The sequence below is a fragment of the Sphingomonas sp. PP-CC-3A-396 genome (assembly GCF_004343105.1).
In the GTDB taxonomy this organism is placed as follows: domain Bacteria; phylum Pseudomonadota; class Alphaproteobacteria; order Sphingomonadales; family Sphingomonadaceae; genus Sphingomonas.
In genome coordinates this window covers 293,423-315,567 of record NZ_SLYF01000007.1, presented here as the reverse complement: position 1 = coordinate 315,567, position 22,145 = coordinate 293,423, and the positions used below count along the sequence as shown (strand labels likewise).

General features: G+C 67.0%; 21 protein-coding genes. 13 read left to right on the top strand and 8 right to left on the bottom strand.

Annotation, left to right across the window (positions count from 1 at the left end; genetic code table 11):
- Positions 1-184: 184 nt before the first annotated feature.
- The 3 genes from dnaA to mutM all read right to left on the bottom strand — a co-directional run bounded on the left by dnaA (position 185) and on the right by mutM (position 3,302).
- Positions 185-1,678: a chromosomal replication initiator protein DnaA gene (gene dnaA, locus C8J40_RS15530; protein WP_132897768.1), complete on the bottom strand. Its 1,494-nt coding sequence runs from the start codon at positions 1,676-1,678 to the stop codon at positions 185-187.
- A gap of 450 nt (positions 1,679-2,128) precedes the next feature.
- Entirely contained in the window at positions 2,129-2,392 is a 264-nt protein-coding gene (rpsT, locus tag C8J40_RS15525) for a 30S ribosomal protein S20 (protein ID WP_031394736.1), read from the bottom strand.
- Positions 2,393-2,486: 94 nt separating this feature from the next.
- Entirely contained in the window at positions 2,487-3,302 is an 816-nt protein-coding gene (gene mutM, locus C8J40_RS15520; RefSeq protein ID WP_132897767.1) for a bifunctional DNA-formamidopyrimidine glycosylase/DNA-(apurinic or apyrimidinic site) lyase, read from the bottom strand.
- A gap of 56 nt (positions 3,303-3,358) precedes the next feature.
- On the opposite strand from mutM, the gene C8J40_RS15515 reads away from it, so the two are divergent.
- From C8J40_RS15515 to rplL, 9 genes are all read left to right on the top strand, one after another.
- Positions 3,359-4,123 (top strand): class I SAM-dependent methyltransferase, encoded by a 765-nt coding sequence (locus C8J40_RS15515; RefSeq protein WP_132897766.1) that lies wholly within the window; start codon positions 3,359-3,361, stop codon positions 4,121-4,123.
- A 292-nt stretch (positions 4,124-4,415) separates the two neighbouring features.
- On the top strand, positions 4,416-5,951 hold the full coding sequence (gene ubiB / locus C8J40_RS15510) for a 2-polyprenylphenol 6-hydroxylase (protein WP_132897765.1): 1,536 nt from the start codon (positions 4,416-4,418) through the stop codon (positions 5,949-5,951).
- A 22-nt stretch (positions 5,952-5,973) separates the two neighbouring features.
- The gene (locus C8J40_RS15505) at positions 5,974-7,074 is read left to right on the top strand and encodes a hypothetical protein (protein WP_347812476.1); all 1,101 of its coding nucleotides are present in this window, start codon (positions 5,974-5,976) and stop codon (positions 7,072-7,074) included.
- Between the two features lie 10 nt (positions 7,075-7,084).
- The gene (gene coaBC / locus C8J40_RS15500; protein ID WP_132897763.1) at positions 7,085-8,272 is read left to right on the top strand and encodes a bifunctional phosphopantothenoylcysteine decarboxylase/phosphopantothenate--cysteine ligase CoaBC; all 1,188 of its coding nucleotides are present in this window, start codon (positions 7,085-7,087) and stop codon (positions 8,270-8,272) included.
- Entirely contained in the window at positions 8,269-8,706 is a 438-nt protein-coding gene (gene dut / locus C8J40_RS15495) for a dUTP diphosphatase (RefSeq protein WP_132897762.1), read from the top strand. Before coaBC ends, dut begins: the two co-directional genes overlap by 4 nt.
- Positions 8,703-9,155: a hypothetical protein gene (locus C8J40_RS15490; RefSeq protein ID WP_132897761.1), complete on the top strand. Its 453-nt coding sequence runs from the start codon at positions 8,703-8,705 to the stop codon at positions 9,153-9,155. The genes dut and C8J40_RS15490 overlap by 4 nt, the downstream gene beginning before the upstream one ends.
- A 5-nt stretch (positions 9,156-9,160) precedes the next feature.
- Positions 9,161-9,925, top strand: coding sequence for a molybdopterin-synthase adenylyltransferase MoeB (gene moeB, locus C8J40_RS15485; RefSeq protein WP_132897760.1), 765 nt, complete (start codon positions 9,161-9,163; stop codon positions 9,923-9,925).
- Between the two features lie 310 nt (positions 9,926-10,235).
- Positions 10,236-10,751 (top strand): 50S ribosomal protein L10, encoded by a 516-nt coding sequence (gene rplJ / locus C8J40_RS15480; RefSeq protein WP_055879768.1) that lies wholly within the window; start codon positions 10,236-10,238, stop codon positions 10,749-10,751.
- A gap of 64 nt (positions 10,752-10,815) precedes the next feature.
- Complete coding sequence (rplL, locus tag C8J40_RS15475) at positions 10,816-11,190, top strand: 50S ribosomal protein L7/L12 (RefSeq protein ID WP_056047577.1); 375 nt, start codon at positions 10,816-10,818, stop codon at positions 11,188-11,190.
- Between the two features lie 305 nt (positions 11,191-11,495).
- Here rplL and C8J40_RS15470 read toward each other — a convergent pair whose 3' ends face one another.
- Positions 11,496-12,302: a hypothetical protein gene (locus C8J40_RS15470; protein ID WP_132897759.1), complete on the bottom strand. Its 807-nt coding sequence runs from the start codon at positions 12,300-12,302 to the stop codon at positions 11,496-11,498.
- Between the two features lie 181 nt (positions 12,303-12,483).
- On the opposite strand from C8J40_RS15470, the gene C8J40_RS15465 reads away from it, so the two are divergent.
- The gene (locus C8J40_RS15465; RefSeq protein ID WP_132897758.1) at positions 12,484-12,963 is read left to right on the top strand and encodes a hypothetical protein; all 480 of its coding nucleotides are present in this window, start codon (positions 12,484-12,486) and stop codon (positions 12,961-12,963) included.
- 36 nt (positions 12,964-12,999) lie between these two features.
- Here C8J40_RS15465 and C8J40_RS15460 read toward each other — a convergent pair whose 3' ends face one another.
- Entirely contained in the window at positions 13,000-14,271 is a 1,272-nt protein-coding gene (locus C8J40_RS15460) for an amidohydrolase family protein (protein WP_132897757.1), read from the bottom strand.
- 128 nt (positions 14,272-14,399) lie between these two features.
- On the opposite strand from C8J40_RS15460, the gene C8J40_RS15455 reads away from it, so the two are divergent.
- Complete coding sequence (locus C8J40_RS15455; RefSeq protein WP_243693419.1) at positions 14,400-16,787, top strand: hypothetical protein; 2,388 nt, start codon at positions 14,400-14,402, stop codon at positions 16,785-16,787.
- Positions 16,788-16,954: 167 nt separating this feature from the next.
- Here the strand turns inward: C8J40_RS15455 and C8J40_RS15450 are convergent, their stop codons facing one another.
- The gene (locus C8J40_RS15450) at positions 16,955-18,016 is read right to left on the bottom strand and encodes an SDR family oxidoreductase (protein ID WP_132897756.1); all 1,062 of its coding nucleotides are present in this window, start codon (positions 18,014-18,016) and stop codon (positions 16,955-16,957) included.
- A gap of 119 nt (positions 18,017-18,135) precedes the next feature.
- On the opposite strand from C8J40_RS15450, the gene C8J40_RS15445 reads away from it, so the two are divergent.
- Together C8J40_RS15445 and C8J40_RS15440 are read left to right on the top strand one after the other, a co-directional pair.
- Positions 18,136-18,366: a hypothetical protein gene (locus tag C8J40_RS15445; RefSeq protein WP_056047557.1), complete on the top strand. Its 231-nt coding sequence runs from the start codon at positions 18,136-18,138 to the stop codon at positions 18,364-18,366.
- 27 nt (positions 18,367-18,393) lie between these two features.
- Entirely contained in the window at positions 18,394-18,681 is a 288-nt protein-coding gene (locus tag C8J40_RS15440) for a hypothetical protein (protein WP_132897755.1), read from the top strand.
- A 132-nt stretch (positions 18,682-18,813) separates the two neighbouring features.
- Here the strand turns inward: C8J40_RS15440 and zwf are convergent, their stop codons facing one another.
- Both zwf and C8J40_RS15430 read right to left on the bottom strand, forming a co-directional pair.
- The gene (zwf, locus tag C8J40_RS15435; protein WP_243693418.1) at positions 18,814-20,313 is read right to left on the bottom strand and encodes a glucose-6-phosphate dehydrogenase; all 1,500 of its coding nucleotides are present in this window, start codon (positions 20,311-20,313) and stop codon (positions 18,814-18,816) included.
- Between the two features lie 124 nt (positions 20,314-20,437).
- Entirely contained in the window at positions 20,438-21,985 is a 1,548-nt protein-coding gene (locus C8J40_RS15430; protein WP_132897753.1) for a sodium:proton antiporter, read from the bottom strand.
- Between the last annotated feature and the right edge of the window lie 160 nt (positions 21,986-22,145).

Sequence of the window (22,145 nt, the reverse complement as noted above, 5' to 3'; positions counted from 1 at the left end):
CACTCGTTACGACCGCTGCCCAACTGTCTTCTTCTCTGCCGTCGCGCTCGCGGCCACCGTCATCTTCTGGCTATGACCAATGAGTCCTGACCCTAGGATCAGCTAGAAAGCATGTTCCCCCGCGAAGTCGGGGGTCCAGTCTGGGCGCCCGCCTTCGCGGGAGAACAAGAAATCGTAGGCTGGCCTAGCCTTCCAGCTCGCGCATCAGCACGCGAACCGCGGCATCGATATCGCGGTCCGAGTCCCGCAATTCCTCGATCTTCCGCACCGCATGAATCACCGTCGAGTGATCGCGCCCACCGAACTTTCGCCCGATCTCCGGCAGCGACCGAGTCGTCAGCCGCTTGGCCAGGTACATCGCGATCTGCCGCGGCCGTGCCACAGCGCGCGCGCGACGCGCCGAAATCAGGTCGAGCGGCTTCAGTTCGAAATGCGCCGACACGAGCTTCTGGATCTCGTCGATCGTCACGCGCTTCTGCGCCCCGCGCAGGACCTCACCCAACGTTGCGACCGCGAAGTCGAGGTCGATCGTGTCGCCGGTCAGCTGCGCATACGCCACGACGCGGTTGAGCGCGCCCTCGAGCTCGCGGATATTCGCGTGAATGCGGCTCGCGAGCAGGTCGAGCACGTCGGTCGGCACGCGCATTTCGGGCAGGTCGACCAGCTTCCGGTCGAGGATCGTCCGGCGGAGCGTCAGGTCGGGCGCCTTGATGTCCGCGACCAGCCCGACCGACATCCGGCTGACGATCCGCGCCTCGACGCCTTCGAGCGCCTGCGGGCAGCGGTCGGCGGAGATCACCAGCCGCTTGCCCGCCGCCATGATCTCGTTGACCGTGTGGAAGAATTCTTCCTGCGTCGCATCCTTGCCGGCGATGAACTGGAGGTCGTCGATCAGCAGCAGGTCGGCACCGCGCAGCCGCTGCTTGAACGCATGCGTATCGCGTGCGCGCATCGACGCGACGAAGTCGTACATGAACCGCTCGGCGGACATGCACAGCACGATCGCGTTCGGATTATGCTCGAGGAACGCGTGACCGATCGCGTGCATGAGGTGGGTCTTGCCCTGCCCCGTGCCGCTGTGGAGGAACAACGGGCTGAACCGGACCGGGCCTGGCTCGGCGAGCACCTTGGCCGCGTTGAACGCGACCTTGTTTGACGGATCGACGACGAATCGCGCGAACGTGTAACGCGGATCGAGCGGCGGCCGCTCGGCCGGCACGCCAACGGGCGCGGAGGCCACGACCGGCGTCGGCGCAGGCTTCAGCGAAGGATCGACGCCGAACTTCATCGAAACCTGCGCAGGCTCGGCGACCGGCTTGGGAGCCGGCTTGGCCTCGACCGGCACCGGATCGGCGACGGGCTTCGCGGGAATGGCGTCGGCGACCGGCTCGATCGCGAGCACGACGGGCGCGCGACCCGGCGCCCGGGTCTCGATCTGGACGGTGCGGACGTGGGGCAGGATCTGCTTGAATTCGAGCACGAGTCGGTCGGCATAATGATTGCGGACCCAGTTCGTCATGAACGCCGACGGCAGCGCCAGCCGGATCGTGTCGCGATCGTCACCCGGAACGAGTTCGATCGGCTTCAGCCACTGCTCGAACAGCCGTGCCCCCGCCGACTCGCGCAAGGATGCACGCACGCGGGCCCAGGCCTTCTCGGCCTCGGTCGCGTGTGTCATTGATCCTTGCCACTTCGTCACGCGCACGCTTCTCCGACCCCGCGAGATTGCTCGCGCGGGTGATATAGTCCCGACAGAAAATGGTCCCCCCGACGACCCCAAGGGTCATCCGGCATCTTCGCCCTGTGTGTTTGATGCAGCGGTGGAAACCACCGTCGCTGTGAGCCCCGTTATGAAGCGATCGGCGATCCGGGCAAGACCCCGACACGTCACATTTTCGAAATAAAGCGGGTTGACTTGATCAAGCCGCGGAAATGCGTCGATATTTTTATAAGTGGCTGTGTTTACGTATTTTTTGCGAATTCAATCATTCCATGACTTGACTTCGGACCACTCGAATCGCGGGGAATCCGTGGGTTACGCACCGTCGCACTTGGTTCCCTTCGCAGACGCAAAAAACCCGCCGGGAATGTCCCGACGGGTGATCCGCTTTCGACAGTGATCGGTCGCTTATGCGAGCCCGGTCACGGCCTTGGTCAGACGCGCGAACTTGCGGCTCGCGGTGTTCTTGTGCAGCACGCCCTTGGCGACGCCACGCTGCAGCTCAGGCTGTGCGGCCGCGAGTGCGGTGGTCGCTGCGCCCTTGTCGCCCGAAGCCAGTGCGGCCTCGACCTTCTTGATGAAGGTACGGATACGGCCGACGCGGTTGCCGTTCACTTCCGCGCGACGGTCGTTGCGACGGATACGCTTTTTCGCCTGCGGCGTGTTCGCCATGAAGCCCTCTGGATGTTCGAATGAATAAAAAGGGGCGCCGGATTGCTCCTACGCCCTCTCGAAGCCGCGGCCCTACCCACTTTGTCCTAGATCGTCAACCGCGTTGGCACTTCGGACACCAGAACGTCGAACGCCCGCCCTCCGTCCGCCGCTTCACGGTAGCACCGCATTCGCACGGCTCGCCTTCACGCCCATAGACGCGCCACTGCTTCGAGAAATAGCCGAGCTCGCCGTCCGGCCGGACATAATCACGTAGCGACGAGCCGCCCGCGAGGATCGCGGCGGTGAGCACCGTCCGAATCGCCTCGACGAGTCGCTCGAGTCGAAACAGCGATATCCGCCCCGCCGCGCGTGACGGCGCGATCTTCGCCATGTGCAGCGCCTCGCACACATAGATGTTGCCGAGCCCCGCGACGATTCGCTGGTCGAGCAGCATCGCCTTGATCGACGCCCCCCGCCCTTCGAGCGCCTCCAGCAGATACGCGGCGGTCAGGTCGGGCCCGAGCGGCTCCGGCCCCATGCTGAGGAACGGTGGGTAATGGGCGATGTCGTCCGTCGCCCACAGATCGAGAAAGCCGAATCGCCGCGGATCGTTGAGCGCGACCGTACGCCCCGCTGCGGTGCCGATCAGCAGGTGATCATGGGCGAGGAGTTCACTCGGATCGACCCGCCAGCGCCCCGACATGCCGAGATGGAACACGAGCGTATCGCCGCGATCGGTATCGATCAGCCCGTATTTCGCACGCCGTCCGAGTTGCGTAACGGTCGCCCCGGTCATCCGCTGGCGCAGGTCGACCGGGATCGCTTTCCGCAAGTCGGCGCGGCGCGGCTCGACCGAGGTCAGGCGCTGGCCCTTCAGCACGGGCTCCAGCCCGCGCACGGTGGTTTCGACTTCTGGTAATTCTGGCACGGTTTTCAGCTAGGTTGCGTTTGCTCGCGCCACAAGGCGCGGCTAGAGCGCAGGATATGAACGACTTGATCGCGCCCGCGCCCGCACTCACGCCCGATACCGTCTCCTTCGGCTACGAAGACATCCCCGCCACCGAGAAGACCGCCCGCGTCGGCGGCGTCTTCTCGAACGTCGCGGGCAAATACGACCTGATGAACGATGCGATGTCGGGCGGCATGCACCGGCTGTGGAAGGACCGCTTCGTCCGCCGCGTGAAGCCGCGCGAAGGCGAGCAGATCCTCGACATGGCCGGCGGCACGGGCGACATCGCGTTCCGCATGGAGCCGTCGGGCGCATCGATCACGGTCGCCGACATCAACCCGCAGATGCTCGAAGTCGGCATGCAGCGCGCGCAGAAACGCGGCATCGACGGCCTGGTCTGGACCGAAGCCAATGCGGAAACGCTGACCTTTCCCGACAAGTTCTTCGACGCCTACACGATCGCGTTCGGCATTCGGAACGTGACGGATATCCCGAAGGCTCTGCGTGAGGCGCACCGCGTCCTGCGGCGTGGCGGGCGGTTCTACTGTCTCGAATTCTCGACCACCGTCTGGCCCGGGTTCGCCGAGGTATACGACGCCTATTCGCACAAGATGGTCCCGAAGCTCGGCCAGCTGCTCGCACAGGACGCCGACAGCTACCGCTACCTGATCGAGTCGATCCGCCGCTTCCCCGACATGCCGAAGTTCAAGGGCATGATCGCGAATGCCGGCTTCGTGCAGACGAAGGTCGAACCTCTGCTGGGCGGTTTGGTCGCGATACACTCGGGGTGGAAGATCTAGTGATCACGCGAAGGCGCGAAGGCGCGAAGAGTGGTTCACGCGGAGACGCGGAGACGCGGAGAGTAAGTGGGCGCGAAGGCGCCAGGTTTCTCGCGCGTCAGCGCTTTGCTGCCGCTATGTTGGTTATGAAAAGCCACAAGCGCGGCGAGGCGCCACATCTCTGCGCCTCCGTGCCTCCGCGCGAACCACTTCTTCTTTCTCTCCGCGGCTCCGCGTCTCCGCGTGAACCAATTTCTCTTCGCGCCTTCGCGCCTTCGCGTGAACAAACCCCTTCTCAAGGCGCTCGACCACAGTGACCGCCTCAACCACCCACGTCTGGCGACTCCTCAAATGGGGCCGCATCCTAGCCCGCCATGGCGCGCTGCGCGGCATCGAGCGTGACCCCAACACGCCCGCCCCCGTCCGTCGCCTCGCGCGGATCGCACGGTTCGGCGCACGCGTGCCGGCAGTCCCGCGGTACGCCGATGCGTTCCAGGCGATCGGCCCCGCGGCGATCAAGCTTGGCCAGACGCTCGCCACCCGCCCCGATCTCGTCGGTGAAGACGCCGCGCACGATCTGCTCAGGTTGCAGGACCAGCTCTCCCCCGTCCCCTACGCGACGATCGAGGCGGCGATGCTGGCGAGCTTCGGCAAGCCGCTGGAAACGCTGTTCTCGCGCATCGAACCGATCCCGGTCGGCGCCGCGTCGATCGCGCAGGTCCACCGCGCCGTTACGACGGATGGCCGCCAGGTCGCGGTGAAAGTCCTGCGCCCCGGCGTCGAGGATGATTTTGCGCGCGCGATCGACACCTATAGCTGGGCGGCAGCGCAGCTTGAGGCGCTCAGCCCCGAGGCCATGCGCCTCCGCCCGCGCCTCACGATCGAGACGTTCAAGCGCTGGACGCTGCGCGAACTGAATTTCCGCCGCGAAGCCGCCTCGGCCTCCGAACTCGCCGAGGGCATGACCGCCGAGCCCGACTTCGTCATCCCCGCGATCGACTGGGCGCGCTCGACCGCCAAGGTCATGACGATCGAGTGGATCGACGGCATCAAGCTGTCCGATCGCCCCGCGCTCGTCGCCGCCGGCTACGACCTTCCCGCGCTCGCGCAGACACTGGTCCGCGCGTTCCTGCGCCAGGCGATCGCCGACGGATTCTTCCACGCCGACATGCACCAGGGAAACCTGTTCGCGCTGCACGGCAACCGCATCGCCGCGATCGACTTCGGCATCATGGGCCGGATCGACCGGCGCGCGCGCGTTTGGCTCGCCGAGATCCTCTACGGCCTGATCACCGGCAATTATAAGCGCGTCGCCGAGATCCATTTCGAGGCGGGCTATGTTCCCGCCTATCACGACGTCGGCGAGTTCGCGACGGCGCTTCGCGCGGTCGGCGAGCCGATGCGCGGGCTGCCGGTCAAGGACATGTCGATCGGCATGATGCTCGACAGCCTGTTCTCGATCACGCGCGATTTCGACATGGTGACGCAGCCGCACTTGCTGCTGCTGCAGAAGACGATGGTGATGGTCGAGGGCGTGGCGACCAGCCTCAACCCCGACATCAATTTGTGGGAAGCCGCCGAGCCGTTCGTCCGCGACTGGATCCGCGGCGAACTCGGCCCCGAGGCGATGATCGCCGACCGACTGATCGCCGACTTCCAGACGCTCACCCGCCTGCCCGAGTTGGTCCGGCGGATCGAGGCGCATTACCCTGCGCCCGGTGGCGCGCCGCCGACGATGCCGCTGCGCGAAATCGAGGTCATCCGGATCGGCGGTGGCTGGCGCTATATGGCGGTGGCGCTCGCAACCGCGTTGACCAGTGTGGGTGCGACCTGGCTCTTGCTGCGGTGATATCCGCCTGCCGGACCGGATGATGCGCCGTCCCGTAGCGCCTTTGTGGCTGACGAGACCGTCGCGGTTTGCGGCGATGTCGCAGTCGGGTGCACGCGCGACGCTGGCGGTGTTCGTCATCGCGATCATGGCGACGTGGCTTGCCCTTTCGGTACCGACCGCGCCCCGCGCAACCGGTGCCGATCACGGCACGGACATGGCGCTCTACGTGGGGATCGTCGACGGTGTTCGGCACGGCGGCCCCTATTATGCGGTCGCGGCCGATGCGATGCGCGCGGGCAACTATCCGATGAAGCCGTTCGTCACGATGCGCCTACCGACCCTCGCGGTCGTGGCCGCAGCGTTGCCCGCCTTCGCGGTCGTCGCCATGCTGTACGCACTGGCGACCGCGACGTTGATCGCCTGGTATCGCCGCCTGCGCCCCGCGTTGACCCAGCCGGCGCTCGCCATCGCGATGATCCTGCTGCTCGGCGGAATGCTAGCGTTCTTCCAGGCGGGCCTGGTGCTGTTCCACGAGATCTGGGCAGGATTGCTGATCGCGCTGTCGCTCGCGCTGCGTCGTCCAGGCTATTGGGTCGAAGCGGTCGCATTAGGCCTTGCCGCCGCGCTTGTCCGCGAGACCGCCGCGCCGTATCTCGTGTTGATGGCGGTCTTCGCGCTCGTCGAAGGAAGCCGCCGTGAGGCCGCCGCCTGGATCGGATCGCTCGCCATCGTCGCGATCGTTCTGGTGCTCCACGCGCATGCCGTGTCGCTCGTCGTGCATCCGCTGGATCCGTCGTCGCCGGGCTGGGCCGGCATGCTCGGGGTCGGCTTCGTCGTCCGCGCGATCGTCGATGCCTCTGCGCTCAGCCTGTTTCCGCTCGTGGTTGCCGCGCCGATAGTCGGTATCGCGGCGTTCGGCTGGACCGCCTGGCACGATCCGCTCGCCGGGCGGATGGCCGCGCTGCTCGCCGGCTATGGCCTGATGCTTGGCCTGTTCGGGCGGATCGACACATTTTACTGGGCCTTGCTGATCGCGCCGGCCTCGCTCGTGGGGATAGTCTTTGCAGCCGACGGACTGCGCGATCTGGTACGAGCCGCGAGCGACGGGCGACGCATTACGGTCCGCCGCGTAATACGCTAAGACGCCGTCCATGACGCGTATTCTCCTGATCGTCGGCGGCGGGATCGCCGCCTACAAGGCCGCCGAGCTGATCCGCCTGCTCAAACGCGATGGCCACGCGGTACGCTGCGTGATGACCGAGGCAGCGCATCATTTCGTCACGCCGATGACGCTCGCCGCGCTCAGCGAGGACAAGGTCTACACGACGCTGTGGGACCTCAAGGACGAGGCTGAGATGGGCCATATCCAGCTCAGCCGGCAGGCCGACCTGATCGTCGTCGCGCCCGCTACCGCCGACCTGATGGCCCGCATGGCCGCGGGCCTCGCGAACGATCTCGCGACGACGCTGCTGCTCGCCACCGACAAGCCGGTGCTCGTCGCGCCGGCAATGAACGTCCGCATGTGGGGCCATGCCGCGACCGTCCGCAACGTGGCGCAGCTTCGCGCGGATGGCGTCACGGTGATGATGCCCGACGAAGGCGCGATGGCGTGCGGCGAATACGGTCCCGGCCGCCTGCCCAAGCCGCCCGCGATCGTCGCCGCGATCGAGGCCTTGCTCTCGCCTGCACTGCCGAAGCGCCTTGCGGGCCGCCACGTACTCGTCACCGCCGGACCGACTCACGAGCCGATCGATCCGGTGCGCTACATCGCCAACCGCTCGTCGGGCAAACAGGGCTTTGCGATCGCCGCAGCGCTGGCACGGCTCGGCGCACGCGTGACGCTGGTCGCGGGCCCGGTGACGCTGCCGACTCCACACGGCGTCGACCGGATCGACGTCGAGACCGCGCGCGAGATGGCGCACGCGGTGGACCGCGCGCTGCCCGCCGATGCCGCGGTCATGGTGGCTGCCGTGGCGGACTGGCACGTCGAGTCCTTCCAGCAGAAGATCAAGAAGGGCGATGCCACGCCGACGCTGACGCTCGCGGAAAATCCCGATATTCTCGCGACTTTGGCGCGCAGCCCCCACCGCCCTCGCCTGCTGATCGGGTTCGCCGCCGAGACCGAGCGCGTCATCGAACACGCCGTCGCCAAGCGTATCCGCAAGACCGCAGACTGGATCGTCGCCAACGACGTATCGGGCGACGTGATGGGCGGCGCCGACAACAGCGTGCACCTCGTCACCGCCGCGGGCGTCGAGAGCTGGAAGCGCATGCCCAAGGACGCGGTTGCCGCACGACTGGCGGACCGCATCGCCGATGCGCTAGAAGCCGCATCATGATCCGTATCGAACTGAAGCGCCTGCCGCATGGCGAGGGCCTGCCTTTGCCCGCCTATGCGACCGAGGGTGCCGCCGGGATGGACGTCGTTGCCGCCGAGGCGTTGACGCTCGCCCCCGGCGACCGAGCCGCGGTCGCGACTGGTTTCGCGATCGCCATTCCCGCAGGCCATGAGGTGCAGGTCCGCCCCCGCTCCGGCCTCGCGCTGAAGCACGGCGTCACCTGCCTCAACACCCCCGGCACGATCGACAGCGACTATCGCGGCGAAGTGAAGGTGATCCTCGCCAATCTCGGCCAAGCCCCATTCGAGATCGCACGCGGCGACCGCATCGCGCAACTGGTCCCCGCGGTCGTCCTCCGCGCGACGCTCGCCGAAGTCGATACGCTCGACGACACCACCCGCGGCGCAGGCGGCTTCGGATCGACCGGGCGATGATCGCCGCGTTTCTCCTGCTGCTTCAGGCCGTCGCCCCGCCAGGCGTCGCGACGCAGGTCGCGCCGGCCGCACCATCTGCCGCCATGCCGACCGCCAGCGTTCCCCTGCCGCCGCAGGATTGGAGCGGGCTGCCAATTCTTCCGATCCGCCGGTCCGCGACGATCCAGGCGAACACCTCGATGTACGTCCACGGCGAGGTGATGGCGGGACGCTGTGCGAAGGCGGTGCGGACCGCGCAGGGCTGGACGCTCACGCTCGACCTCGCCGTCCTCGCGACGCCGCAGGGCCGGTTTCGCCGCGTGACGCCGCGCGCGATCGATTGCCCGACGGTCGAGCAATATGCTGCCGGCGTACTCGTCGGTACGCCGCGCGACGCGATCGACCTCGACGATACGCAGACCGACACCTGGTATCGCACCAGCATGACCTTCACCTGGGCAGGCAGCTGAACCGCATGATGCTCTCCGACGACGAGCTCGTCCGCTACGCCCGACACATCGTCCTGAAGGAATTTGGCGGTACCGGTCAGGCGAAACTGAAGGCGGCCAGCGTTGCAGTCGTCGGCGCGGGCGGGATCGGCTCGCCCGCGATCCAGTATCTCGCCGCGGCGGGCGTCGGCCAGATGATCCTGATCGACGACGACAGCGTCGAGCCCTCGAACCTTCAGCGCCAGACGATCTTCACGACCGCCGACACCGGCCTCGCCAAGGTCGAGGCCGCCGCCGCCGCCGCGCGCCGGATCAACCCGCATGTCGAGATCGCCGCGCATTGCATCCGGATCGACCCCACCAACGTCGCGGACCTGCTGGCCGGGGCGGACGTCGTGCTCGACGGCTGCGACAATTTCGCCACCCGGTTCTGCGTCGCCGATGCCGCCCACGCGCTGCACATCCCGCTGGTCTCCGCGGCGGTCGGCCAGTTCGAAGGCCAGCTCGCCACCTATCGCGGGTGGGAAGCCGACAAGCCGTGCTATCGCTGCTTCGTCGGCGAAGATCCCGAACGGGCGGAAACGAGTTGTGCGGAGGACGGCGTGCTCGGCCCCGTCACCGGCATCCTCGGCAGCCTTGCCGCGCTTGAAGTGCTCCGCTCCATCGCGCCCTTCGGCGACGATCAGGCGGGCAAGCTGCTGCTCGTTGACCTGCTGGCGCTGCGGTTCCGCACGATCCGGTTGCCGAAAGACCCCGGTTGCCTGCGGTGCGCGCCCTCGCCGATGATCTGAAAGCGACTATAGGCCCTTAGACCGGCCGCGACGTCCATCGCCGATTGACTCCGCCGCCAATTCCGCTAAGGCGCGGGCTCGTTCGGCGGGCTTGCTCGTTGAACTCCGTCCGAGACAGTGGGTGCACAGGGTTTGCCGGTGCTTAATCTCCCACCTAGACGGGGAATGAGATTTTGCGGAGCGTCTCGTGTGCCTGCCCTCTCCCATGCCCCATCGACGAGACACCCCGGAAGCGCGGGCTTGTCTGCGCCTCCGGTTAGTAACCGGGTTCCCTGCGCAAGCGGTGAACTCGTAAAACGTGGAGAATGGCATGGATCGTGATCAAAAGACCGCGGCCGTAGCCGAGCTGAACCGCACCTTTTCCGAGGTCGGCGTCGTCGTTGTCACGCGCAACCTCGGCCTGACCGTCGCACAGTCCACTGTGCTGCGGAACAAGATGCGCGACGCCGGCGCGACCTACAAGGTCTCGAAGAACAAGCTTGCCAAGATCGCAATGGACGGCACCGACTACAGCTCGCTGGGCGACATGCTCACGGGTCCGGTCGGTCTGGCCAGCTCCATCGATCCCGTCGCGGCCGCCAAGGTGGTCGTGGAATTCGCGAAGACGAACGACAAGTTCGAAATCGTGGGTGGGGCGATGGGCGCGACGACCCTCGACGTCGACGGTGTGAAGGCGCTCGCAACGCTGCCCTCGCTGGACGAACTGCGTGCCAAGATCGTTGGCCTCATCGTGGCACCCGCCACGAAGCTGGCAACGATCACGCAGGCTCCGGCAGCGCAGCTCGCGCGCGTGCTTTCCGCCTACGCGGAGAAGGAAGCCGCCTGATCTTGCAGGCCTTTCGTTACCTTTTTGAACTGATGGGGCACGAGCCCCGAGATGGAGATTTATCATGGCAGACCTGAACGCGCTCGTTGAGAGCCTGAGCGAACTGACCGTTCTCGAAGCAGCTGAGCTTTCGAAGCTGCTCGAAGAGAAGTGGGGCGTTTCGGCCGCAGCAGCGGTCGCAGCACCGGCAGCAGGCGGCGGCGCCGCTGCTCCTGCAGCAGAAGAGCAGACCGAATTCGACGTCATCCTGACCGGCGACGGTGGCAAGAAGATCAACGTCATCAAGGAAGTCCGTGCGATCACCGCGCTCGGCCTGACCGAAGCCAAGACGCTGGTCGAGTCGGCTCCCAAGGCCGTCAAGGAAGGCGTGTCGAAGGACGAGGCAGCCAAGATCAAGGCTCAGCTCGAAGCAGCTGGCGCGACCGTCGAGGTCAAGTAAGCCGCAGCGGGAGAGACGGGCCATACTGGCCCGCACTCCCGCAAGGCCGGCCGGCGGCATTCATGCCGACCGATGAAGCAGGGGCTTTGCCCCTGCTGGCCGCAGCTAAGAAAAAGGGCGGCCCCAGCGATGGGGTCGCCCTTTTTCGTGTCTGGTGATGGTGGGTCGTCTTGCGTACGCGGGCGTAGCGCGCGGAACCTGTGCTTCGATACGAGCCCTCGATACGCTTCTACGAAGCTACTCGGTCTCTACTCAGCACGAACGGGGGAGAGCTAGCGACGTCTCGCTTCCCGCCCCCCTTTAATTCACCGCTCGAACGTCGCGGCATGCGGCCGGGCGGCGACCGTCGTGAACATCTTTGCGGGGGCATCCAGCCAGAACGGTGCGAGCTTGGCGGAGTCGACGCGTTCGATGCCGACGACCCACGCGCGGGCGGTCTGCGCGTCGTCACCGGCAGTGGTGTAGAGGATATTGGTGGCGACGACGGGGACGAACATCGGGCGGTTGGCAGCGGTCATGGTCTGGATCGCCTCGCGCGCGATCGCAACGACGGTGCGGATCGTGCGGGTCTCGCCAGGCGCCAGCGCGAACGGTGGCGTGGCCGGGCGGCCGATCGGAGCGGCATTGAACTGGGCGAGGTCGGTGTCCTGACGAGCATGCGCGGTCAGCAGCGCGATGCCGGTGCGGATCGCTTCGGCGGCCACGGTGCCGGTGTTGGTGACGACGAGTTCGCACTCGACCGTCGCGCTCAGCAGGTTGAGACCGGCGCGCAAGGGACGGAGGTCGCAGGTTACGCGAGCCCGCGGAACGGCAGGCGGCGGCGGTGGCGTTTTTGCCCGCGGTTCGAGGAATTTCGGCGCGGCCGCCGCGGCCACGGGAATTGCGACGGACGTAGCAGGCGCGACCGGGACCGCTATAGGCTCGATCGATGAGGCGGGGCCGACGGCGGGTTCCGGCGCAGCGGCGGGCTCAGGCGCGAACGGCTCCGGTGTCGGCTGGACGACGGTTTCGACCTCTACGCGGTCCTGCCTACGGCCGCGGGGTTTGCGGCGGAGCAGCCAGAGCGCGCCGATGACTACGATGACGACTGCGAGCGAAAGCCAGAGCGGCATCGCCCTGCCCGTCTCTGGTGCAGTGACCGTCGATTGTGTCGTTGCGTCGGGCGTGGGCGTAGGTTGCGGGACTGTGGGTTGCGGGGCAGCGACTTGCGGGCCGGACTCCGTCGATTGAGCTTCCGACGGCGGCGGGGCCGATGCCGGCTGGGGCGTAGGAGTCGCTATCGGCGCGGGTTCGGTGGAGCCCGATGAACGTGTCGGCTCGGTCGAGGTACGGGCTTGCGACGGTTCGGATTCGTTGCGCGCGGCGGGCCGTGTAACGACGGCTTTTTCCGCAGCAGCTGGTTCCGCAGCGCGGGAACGCGATGCGCGGCGGGACGCGGGCGTCTCGCTCGGCAGGACAATCGTCGGCGCGTCAGGGATCGGGACCGCGGTGCTGGTCTGCGGCGCTGGGTTCGCCAAGCCCTCCAGGCCACGGACCGGCGCGGTCTGCTCGGTCTGTGCCGTTGCCGGACTGGCCGATGCGAGCATCGTCATGGTGGCGAGCAGGGCGGCCAGCGCCCCGCGATCGGTCGTCATTGTCGAAAATCCCCTGCGCGCGGTCGTCGCGGCGTTGTGGGCGGGGGAGGCTGAACACGGCCCGACGGCAACCCGCGTTGCGACGAGTTGCGCCTTGGTAGCGGTGAAACGCGGCTGGCGTAACGACGTCAAATATTAATCCTCCCCCGCCAGGGGGAGGATTCGGAAGGCGAGTCTACTTTGGTGCGATGACCACTGCCCCGCCCTTCATGACGAAGCTGGGATGCTCTAGCTCGCGGACATCGGCGAGCGGATCGCCATCGACTGCGACCAGGTCGCCGAAGCGGCCGGGCTGGATCGCGCCGACGTCCGCTGTCCTGCCGAGCGCCTGCGCCGCGCTGGAGGTAGCCGCCTGGATCGCCTCGATCGGGGTCATGCCCCATTCGACCATCTTGGCGAATTGCAGCGCGTTGTTGCCGTTGGGGTAGACGCCGCCGTCGGTGCCGAACAGCATCTTCACCCCGGCGGCATGCGCCGCGCGGAAGGTCTGGCGCTGCTTGAGGCCGACCTGACGTTCCTTTTCGAGGCTCTCCGGGAAGACGCCGTTCTTGGCACCTTCGGCGAGGATATAGTCGTCGTCGTAGATATCCATGTCGAACCATGCGCCGCTCGCCTTGGCCAGCTTGAACGATTCGGCGTCGGCGAGGCTGGCGTGTTCGATCGTGTCGACGCCCGCGCGCAATGCGTCGTTGATCCCTTCCGCGCCGTGCGCGTGGACCGCGACCTTCAGCCCAAGCATATGCGCTTCCTCGACGATCGCCTTGATCTCGGCGAGGCTGATCTGTTGCGCGCCGACGGCGTCGGTCTTCGAGAGGACGCCCCCGGTCATGCAGACCTTGACCACCTCGGCACCGTATTTGCGGATCGTCCTCACGGCGCCGCGAAATTCGTCGGGGGTGTTGGCGATCTGCGGATGAGGCACCTGGATCGAGGGCGGGAACTCGGTCGCGTCGCAGTGGCCGCCGGTGGCGCCGAGCGCGTAGGTGGCGGGGACGATGCGCGGACCAGGGACGTAGCCGCGCTCGATACCCTGCTTCAGCGCTACGTCGTCGTAATTGGCCGAGCCGACGTTGCGCACGGTGGTGAAGCCTGCGTCGAGCGTCTTACGTGCATTGGCGACGCCGACGACGGTCCAGAAATTGTCCGTAAATTCGAGTTGGCGGTAACCGCTGAGCGTCGGGTCGCTGGTCAGATGGACGTGCATGTCGATCAGGCCGGGGAGCAGCGTGCGTTCGCCCAGATCGACGCGTTCGGCACCGGTGGGCACGGCATCGCCTTTGCGCCCGACTGCGGTGATGCGGCCATCGACGATCGTCACCTGCGGATTGTCGACGCGCTTGCCGGCAAGGACGTCGATCATGTGCGCTGCGGTGACAACGACGGTCTTCGCATCGGCATTGGCGGCGGTCGTCGCGAGTAGCGTCGCGATGAGAATGCGCGCGATCATGTAAGTCCCTTCCCCGTGTTGCGCGCTGTGTGCGGTACCGCGGGCGATCGAGCAAGTGCCGCGTCTTGCCCTATTCTCGACACCGGTTCAGGCCATCTGTGATGCTTCCGACGACGAGATCGCCCGTGATGATGCTTCGATTTCTTCCGTTCTGCGCGCTGGCTGCTGCGCTGGTGCCCTTCGCTGCGCGCGCCGATCCGGCACCGTTCGACCTGACCGGGCCCAGCCTGCGCGTCGGCGTGACGCACGGCACGACGACGTTGCCGATCGCGCAGGTGCCGAGACTCGCGACCGGCGACCGCGTGTCGATCGCGGCGGATCTGGCCATCGGCAAGAAGGACGACGGCGCGCGCTACCTGCTGGTCGCGGCGTTCCTGCGCGGCGCTACCGAACCGCCGCCGAAGTCGTGGTTCTTCAAGGCCGAGACGTGGAAGGCGAAGAAGAACGCGCTGGCGTTGACGGTACCGGAGGGCGCGCGGCAACTGGTGGTGTTCCTGGTGCCCGAAAGCGGCGGGTTCGATGCCGTCGTGTCGGCGGTGCGCAAGCAGCCGGGGGCGTTCGTGCGTGCGGTGCAGGATCTCGACCAGGCGTCGCTGGATCGGGCGCGGCTCGATGCGTTTCTCGACGGGATCCATGCGCTGGAACGGACCCGGCCGGAGCGGATCGAGGCGGTCTCGCCGCTGCTGTCGCGCAGTCTGGCGATCAAACTGAAGGCGGAGTGCCTCGATCTCGCGGCGGATCTGCAAGCCTCCTGCCTGACGCAGAGCCGCGATTCGCTGGTGCTGGCGGATGGGCAGAGTTCGACGCTGGCGGATACTCTGGTGGGGGCGCCGACCGATCTGGCGCTGCAACTGAGCGCGACTCCGGAGGGCGGGCTTGGCTATTACAGCCCGTATATCGGCGTGGTGCGCGACCTGGCGAAGATCTTCGGCGCGTTCCAGACGACGCAGTTCCGCTATATTCCGGCACTGGCGCGGGCGCATGACGATCGGCTGGCGCTGCTGCTGAACGCGGCGCCGTCGTTCGCCAGCCCGAAGTCGGTGATGGTCGTGGCGATGCCGGTGATCGAGACGGGTGCGCCGCAGACCCCGACGATGCGGCGCGCGGAGGCGGACCGGCTCGTGTGTGCGGCAAAGCCCGATCTGGTGCTGCCGGTCGAGGGGGCGCCGCTGATCTATGCGACCAAGTTCGCGCACGACATGAGCTTGCGGGTGACGACGCCGCAGGGGGGCGTGGTCGAACTGCCGGTGCAGGCGGATGCGGAGCGTGGGGGCTATGTGCTGGATCAGGTCGGGATGCAGACCGCAGGCTTGAGCAGCGTGACCGATGCGACGTTGCACGGGCGCTGGGGCTTCACGCCGTTCGACGGGCCACGGTTCCGCTTGCAGGTGCCGCGCGCCGGCGGGTGGACGATGGTCGATACCGATCCTGAGAATTTGGTGGTCGGGCGCGACAATCCGGTGGCGTTGGCGGGGCCGACGCCGAGTTGCGTCGAGGCGGTGACGCTGACGAGCGCGGCGGGCGACGTGCCGCTGGCGTGGACGACGACCGGCGACCGGATCGGATTGACGCTGCCGCTGGCGAAGACCGCGCCGGGGAAATTGACGCTGCTGGTGAAGCAATACGGGGTCGAGGCGCCGGAGCGAATCGCGCTCACAGCGCTGGCCGAGGCGGGGCGGATTGATGGCCTCACGCTGTATGCGGGCGATGCGGCGGGAACGCTGGCGGGAACCCGACTGGACCTAGTCGCGTCGATGACGGTCGACGGGGTCGCTTTCAAGCCGGGCGAAGTGGTGCGCGCGGACAAGGGCGATCTGCTGGGATTGACCGCGGATGCGACGCCGACGTTTACGCCGGGGCAGGCGAAGACTGCGCTCGTGACGCTGACCGACGGGCGGAAGCGATCGGTGAAGTTCACCGTCGCGGCGGCGCGGCCCAAGGCGACGCTGATCGCCAAGAGCGTGGTTGCGCAGCCCTCCCCTGGGCTTCCCGTCGTGCTGGCGGGGGATACGGCGATCGCGCAGGATGCCCGGATCACCTTCTCGCTGCGTGCCGAAGGGACGACGCGGTTCGCGGCGGGGGACAGCGTCGAGATCGGCGCGGTCGCCGGCGGGGCGACGACCAGCGTCGCGTCGGGGCGCGGGCTGACCGTGCAGGACGAGCGGATAGCGGTGGTGTCGGTTGAGCCGGGCAAGGCGCTCGGCGTTTCCGCGCATGGGCCGCTGCGGTGGCGGCTGGTGCAGGACGGCGTTGCGGGCGACTGGGTGCCGTTGACGAGCCTGGTACGCGTGCCGGCGCTGACCGGGGTTACGTGCAACGACGTGTGCACGCTGGCGGGGACCGACCTGTTCCTGATCGATTCGGTGGCGGCGAATGCGGGGTTTGCGGATACGGTTCGGGTGCCGGAGGGGTTTACCGGGGCTTCGCTGACCGTGCCCAAGCCGGTTGGCGGGGCGCTGTATCTGAAGCTTCGGGATGACCCGGCGGTGGTGGCTACGGTGGCGGTCAAAAGCTGACGTTCGACCGCCAATCCTCCCCCGCAAGGGGGAGGTGTCGCCGAAGGTGACGGAGGGGGAGGACACGGAACAGCGGTTTCCCTTACCTCCCCCTCCGTCTGGCAAGCGCCAGCCACCTCCCCCTGGCGGGGGAGAATTTCAAGATCGGGTCCCACCTCGCCCCAAGTTTACGGGATCAAGCGATCGGCGCGCAGTTCCGCGAACAGATCGAAGAACGCGTCGTCGGTCGGCTGGTATTCCTTGAACCCGAGCCGCCGGCTCTTGCCCATGTCCGTCACCACCTCGATCGGGCGGCCGAGATCGGCGTCGGTGTGCCACGGCGAGGCGAGGCGCGACAGGTCGGCTTCCGCCAGACCTTCGCGCGCGACGATCTGGCGCCAGATGCCTGCGTCATCCTTCATCTGCTCGTCGAGCGTCAGGATGGTACCGTCGAACGGCGCCGGTTCGATCCCGAACCATTCGGCGATGCGGCCCCACATCCAGCTCCAGCGGAAGACGTCGCCGTTGACGACGTTGAACGCCTGGTTGCGCGCCTCGGGGGTGGTCGCGGCCCAGATGAGGTGATCGGCGAGCATCGTCGCGCTGGTCATGTCGGTGAGGCCGTTCCACTGCGCGGCCGAGCCGGGAAAGCGGAACGGGCGGCCGGTCTCACGGCACAGCGTGGCGTAGACGGCGAGCGTGGTGCCCATGTTCATCGCGTTGCCGACTGCCTTGCCGATGATCGTGTGCGGGCGGTGGACGCTCCAGCCAAAGCCGTCGCGTTCCGCCGCCTCGAACACGGCGTCTTCCTGCGCGTAATAGAAGTTCTCGACGTCGAGGCGGCCCTGCTCCTCGCGAAACGGGGTCTGCGGGAGGACGCCTTTGCCGTAGGCCTCGAACGGTCCGAGGTAATGCTTGAGGCCCGTCACCAACGCGACGTGGCCGACGCTGCCCGCTGGCGACAACGCGCCGAGCAGGTTGCGGACCATGCCGCCGTTGACGCGGATGTTCTCTGCCTCGCTATCCTGGCGCGACCAGGTGGCGATGAACACCGCGTCTGGCTTGAGGCCGGTGAGCGCAGTTTCGAGGCTGGCGGGATCCTGGAGGTCCGCCGCGATGGGCTGGACGCCGTCCTGTTCGGTCGGGCGCCGCGCGAGACCGTGGACGGTCCAGCCCGACTTCACCAACGCCGCGGCGGTCGCGCTGCCGACGATCCCGCTCGTTCCCACTACCAATGCCGTCTTGGCCATGTGCAATTCCCGTAATCTAGATGATCTGTTCCGATCCCAAACGCGCTGTATTTTGGAAGGGATCCATCGGCGGCCGTTTGCGGTGGCGGCGGGCGGGCGATTGTCGCTATGGGGCGCGGATGACCGCATCGGATCTCCAGAGCCTGTTCGTGACCAACCTCGTCCGGTACAATAGCGGCGACCGGCGGCGGTGGCGGCTGATCGTCGGCGACGTGAAGGTCTACAGCCTCGCGACGCACGCGCATTGCAACTGGGCGGTGACCCCGTCGGGCAGCGCGAGCGAGGTCGACGCGGTCGAGCGGCTGGCGGACCGGCTGCGCGAGGATCACCCCATCATCACCGCCGGCTGACGGCTTTTATCTACGCAGGAGCGACACATGGCGAAGCAATATTGGGCGCAGATCATTGAACTCGATGAGGAAATGACCGCCGCGACGATTCCGGGCGCGACCGATCACGAGGATGCGGCGGATTCGCTGGTGGCGGATTTCGTCGGCGCGATGGGCGGCGAGATCACGTCGGGCGCGGTGCGCGTCTGGATGCAGGGCGGGGTCGAGAAGGTCTATGACTGGAAGGCGGACTTCACGATGCCCGACATGGACGAGATGGGCGACGAGGACGAGATGGAAGTCGAGGGCGAGATCGAGCTGACCGAGCGGGTTTGAGCGCGAACCGCATGTAGATAAACATACCACCCCGGCGATGGCCGGGGCCCAATTGGCAAGGCCGGCATAACGGAGCGCGGCCCTTCGTTAGCGACGTTCCCCAATTGGGCCCCGGCCTTCGCCGGGGTGGGCTCAGGGGACGGTTTGCCCTGCCGGGGCAAGTTCGTGCCAGCTGTGGTCGTCGTGCGCGAGGAGGGCATCCGCCGCGGCGGGACCGAGCGTGCCCGCCTCGTAGGGTTCCGGCTTACTCGCATCATGCGCCCAGAGGTCGAGGAACGGTTGTACCGCGGCCCAGCCCGCCTCGATCGCGTCCGCCCGCTGGAACAGCGTCTGGTCGCCGACGAACAGGTCGTAGATCAGCGACTCGTACCCGGTCAGGTGACCGATATCGAATTCGTCGGCGTACCGAAAATCGAGCGCGATCGGCGCGGTTGCCACTTCGAGCCCGGGGCGTTTGATGTTGATGTCCATGCTCAGCCCCTCGTCGGGCTGGATCTGGATGATCAGGCGGTTGGGCGGCAGCATGTCCGCCGCCGCGCCGGGGAACGAGGCGAACGGCACCGGCTTGAAGGTGATCGCGATCTCGGTGTCCCGGCACGTCATCGCCTTGCCGGTGCGTAGGTAGAACGGCACGCCCGCCCAGCGCCACGTATCGACCATCAGCTTCAGCGCGACATAAGTCTCCGTCCTGCTGTCGGGCGCCACGTCGGGCGAGGCGGTGTAGGCGGGGACGTCGACCCCCTTCACCTTGCCCGCGGTATATTGCCCGCGGACGCCGTTGCGCTTCGCCTTGCCGGGCGAATAGACGCGGACGGCTTTGAGCACCTTGCCCTTCTCGTTGCGGATCGCCTCGGCATCGAAGCTCGCGGGTGGCTCCATCGCGACCATCGACAGCAACTGGAACAGGTGGTTCGGCACCATGTCGCGGAGTGCACCGGTGCCATCGTAGAACTTGCCGCGGGTGCCGACGTCGACCGTCTCGGCGGCGGTGATCTGGACGTGCGCGATGCAGTCCGAATTCCAGACGCGCTCGATCATCATGTTGGCAAACCGCGCAGTCATAATGTTCTGCACGGTCTCCTTGCCGAGGAAATGGTCGATCCGGTAGACCTGCGCCTCGGACACGCGCGCGAGGATGCGTGCGTTGAGATCGCGGGCGGAGGCGAGGTCGTGGCCGAACGGCTTCTCGATCGCGATCCGGCGGAAGCCGTGCGGCGTCTCGGTCATCAGGCCGTGGTCGGCGAGCTTGTCGACGATCGTCCCGAAGAACTTGGCCGGCACCGCGAAATAGAAGGCAACGTTACCGTTCACCCGCGCCTTGAGCTGCTCGTAGACGTCGTCCTTGGTGAAATCGCCCTGGAGATAGCCGACGCGGTCCTTGAGCCGCGCCCAGGCGTCGCCCTTCTCGCTATCGCCCTCGCCGCCCTTCGCATCGAAGCTGCCGAGTGCGTCGCGGAGCGACTGGTCGTTACCCTCGTCGATACCGACGCCGAGCACATGGAAATCGTTACCGACCAGCCCCAGGCGGGTCATATTGATCAGCGCCGGCATCAACAGACGGCGGGTCAGATCACCAAAGGCGCCGAAAATCACGAGCGTCGTCGGCGGTGCGGGCTTCACGGACTTGCTCACGAATTCGCCTCGGACATGCATCGACCCTTTCTTCGGTGGTTCCTTCAAACAGCGTAGCGGGCGCCGATGTTCCCGACACCCATTTCCAGGGTGGCATTTCCGGGTGTCATTTCAGGGCAGCGTTTCAGGTGGCAGTGAGGATGTTGTCCCCGAAGGCGCGCGCGTCGACCTCCGCCCAGTCGAGTTCCTCCTGCAGGCGGCGATACACGTCTTCGGCCACCTCGCCCTTGTCGCGCATCTGGTGCAGCACGACCCGCTGGCAGGCGATCATCTCGAGGTGGAGTTCGTCGAATTCGGAGGTCGCCTGCGGATCGTCGGCTTCGGCGGTGACCTTGCTCGCCGCGCCATAACGAAAGCGCAACGCGTCCGCCGCCTCGCCCGCACGCGCCGGCAGCACTGCGAGCCCGGCATCGATCAGTCGCTTGCGTGCGGGTGCGATCTCGTCGGCAAGCCCGGTGTCCTCGCCGAGATCAAGGCGGCGGATCAGCGGACCCAGCGTCAGTCCCTGCAGCACGAGCGTGCCGATCACCACGCCGAACGCCGCCAGCACGATCAGGTCACGGCCCGGCACCGACCGTGGCAGCGCGAACGCGGTGGCCAGCGTCAGCAGGCCACGCATCCCTGACCAGGACAGGATCACCGACGCGTTCCACGGCGGCGGCTTGGGCAACCAGGACGGCGCATAGCGATTGGCGATACCGCCTTCGACAAAGCGGACGAGAAACACCCAGGCGATCCGCGTCGCCAGCACGGTGGCCAGGACCGCGGCCGCAAAGCCGATCGCGGGCCAGCGCTCCGCGCTCGGCAGCCGGATCAGGATGTCGCGCGATTGCAGCCCCATCAGGGCGAAGGCGATGATGTTGAGGACGAGGACCGCGGCCGACCAGACCGCGGCGCTCTGCAACCGGTCGCGCGCGGGCTGTTTGATCGGGCGGCGCTGCGACACGATCATGCCAAAGGTGACGACGCCAAGTACCGGCGAAATGTGGAGACGCTCGGCCATCAGCCAGATCCCGAACGTCACGGCGAAATCGGCGAGGCTTGCCCCCAGTGTTCGTGCGAACAGCGGCGTGACGCGAAGATACGCCCACGCCGCCAACGCACCGAAGACGATCCCGCCTGGCACCGCAGCGGCCAGAGCAAGCGGCGTGACGGGCGTATCCGAATGCGTCGCGAACGCACTGGCGAGCCCGAACAACAGCAGCGCGGTGGCGTCGTTGAGCAGGCTTTCTCCCTGCAGCAGCAGCAGGCCGCGACGGGGAATGCCGACTTCGCCCAGTACCGCTTCGGACGCGGCCGCATCGGGCGGCGCGACGATCGCCCCCAGTGCGAACGCAGCCGCGAGCGGCAGCCCGCCGAGCGTCACGCCGACCAGCGCGACCGTCGCCGTGGTGACGAGCACCGCGAACACCGCCAGCGACAGAAGTGGGAACCAGAACCGCCGCAACGCGCGCGGACTGGTGTTGTAGGAGGCGTGAAGCAGCGCCGGGGCGATGAACAGCGCGAGCGCCAGATGCGGTTCGACCGCGATCTTCGGCGCGAACGGCAGCATCGCAAAGCCGAGTCCCGCCACGGCGAGCAACGTCGGATACGGGACGTTCAGCTTGCGCGCGAGGACCAGCAGGACCAGCGCGGCGAGCAGGATGATGTCGAGGGATTCGAAGAGTTGCACCGGGGCGCAACGGTCGGCGCCGCGCTATGGGCCCGATCGGTGCTTAGCGACAGGGTCTAGGGCCAACTGCCGTTCGGCACTTGCGATCCTCCCCCTCTAGGGGGAGGTGGCACCGAAGGTGACGGAGGGGGCGGATGCGGAACGGCCGCTGCCCTTTCCT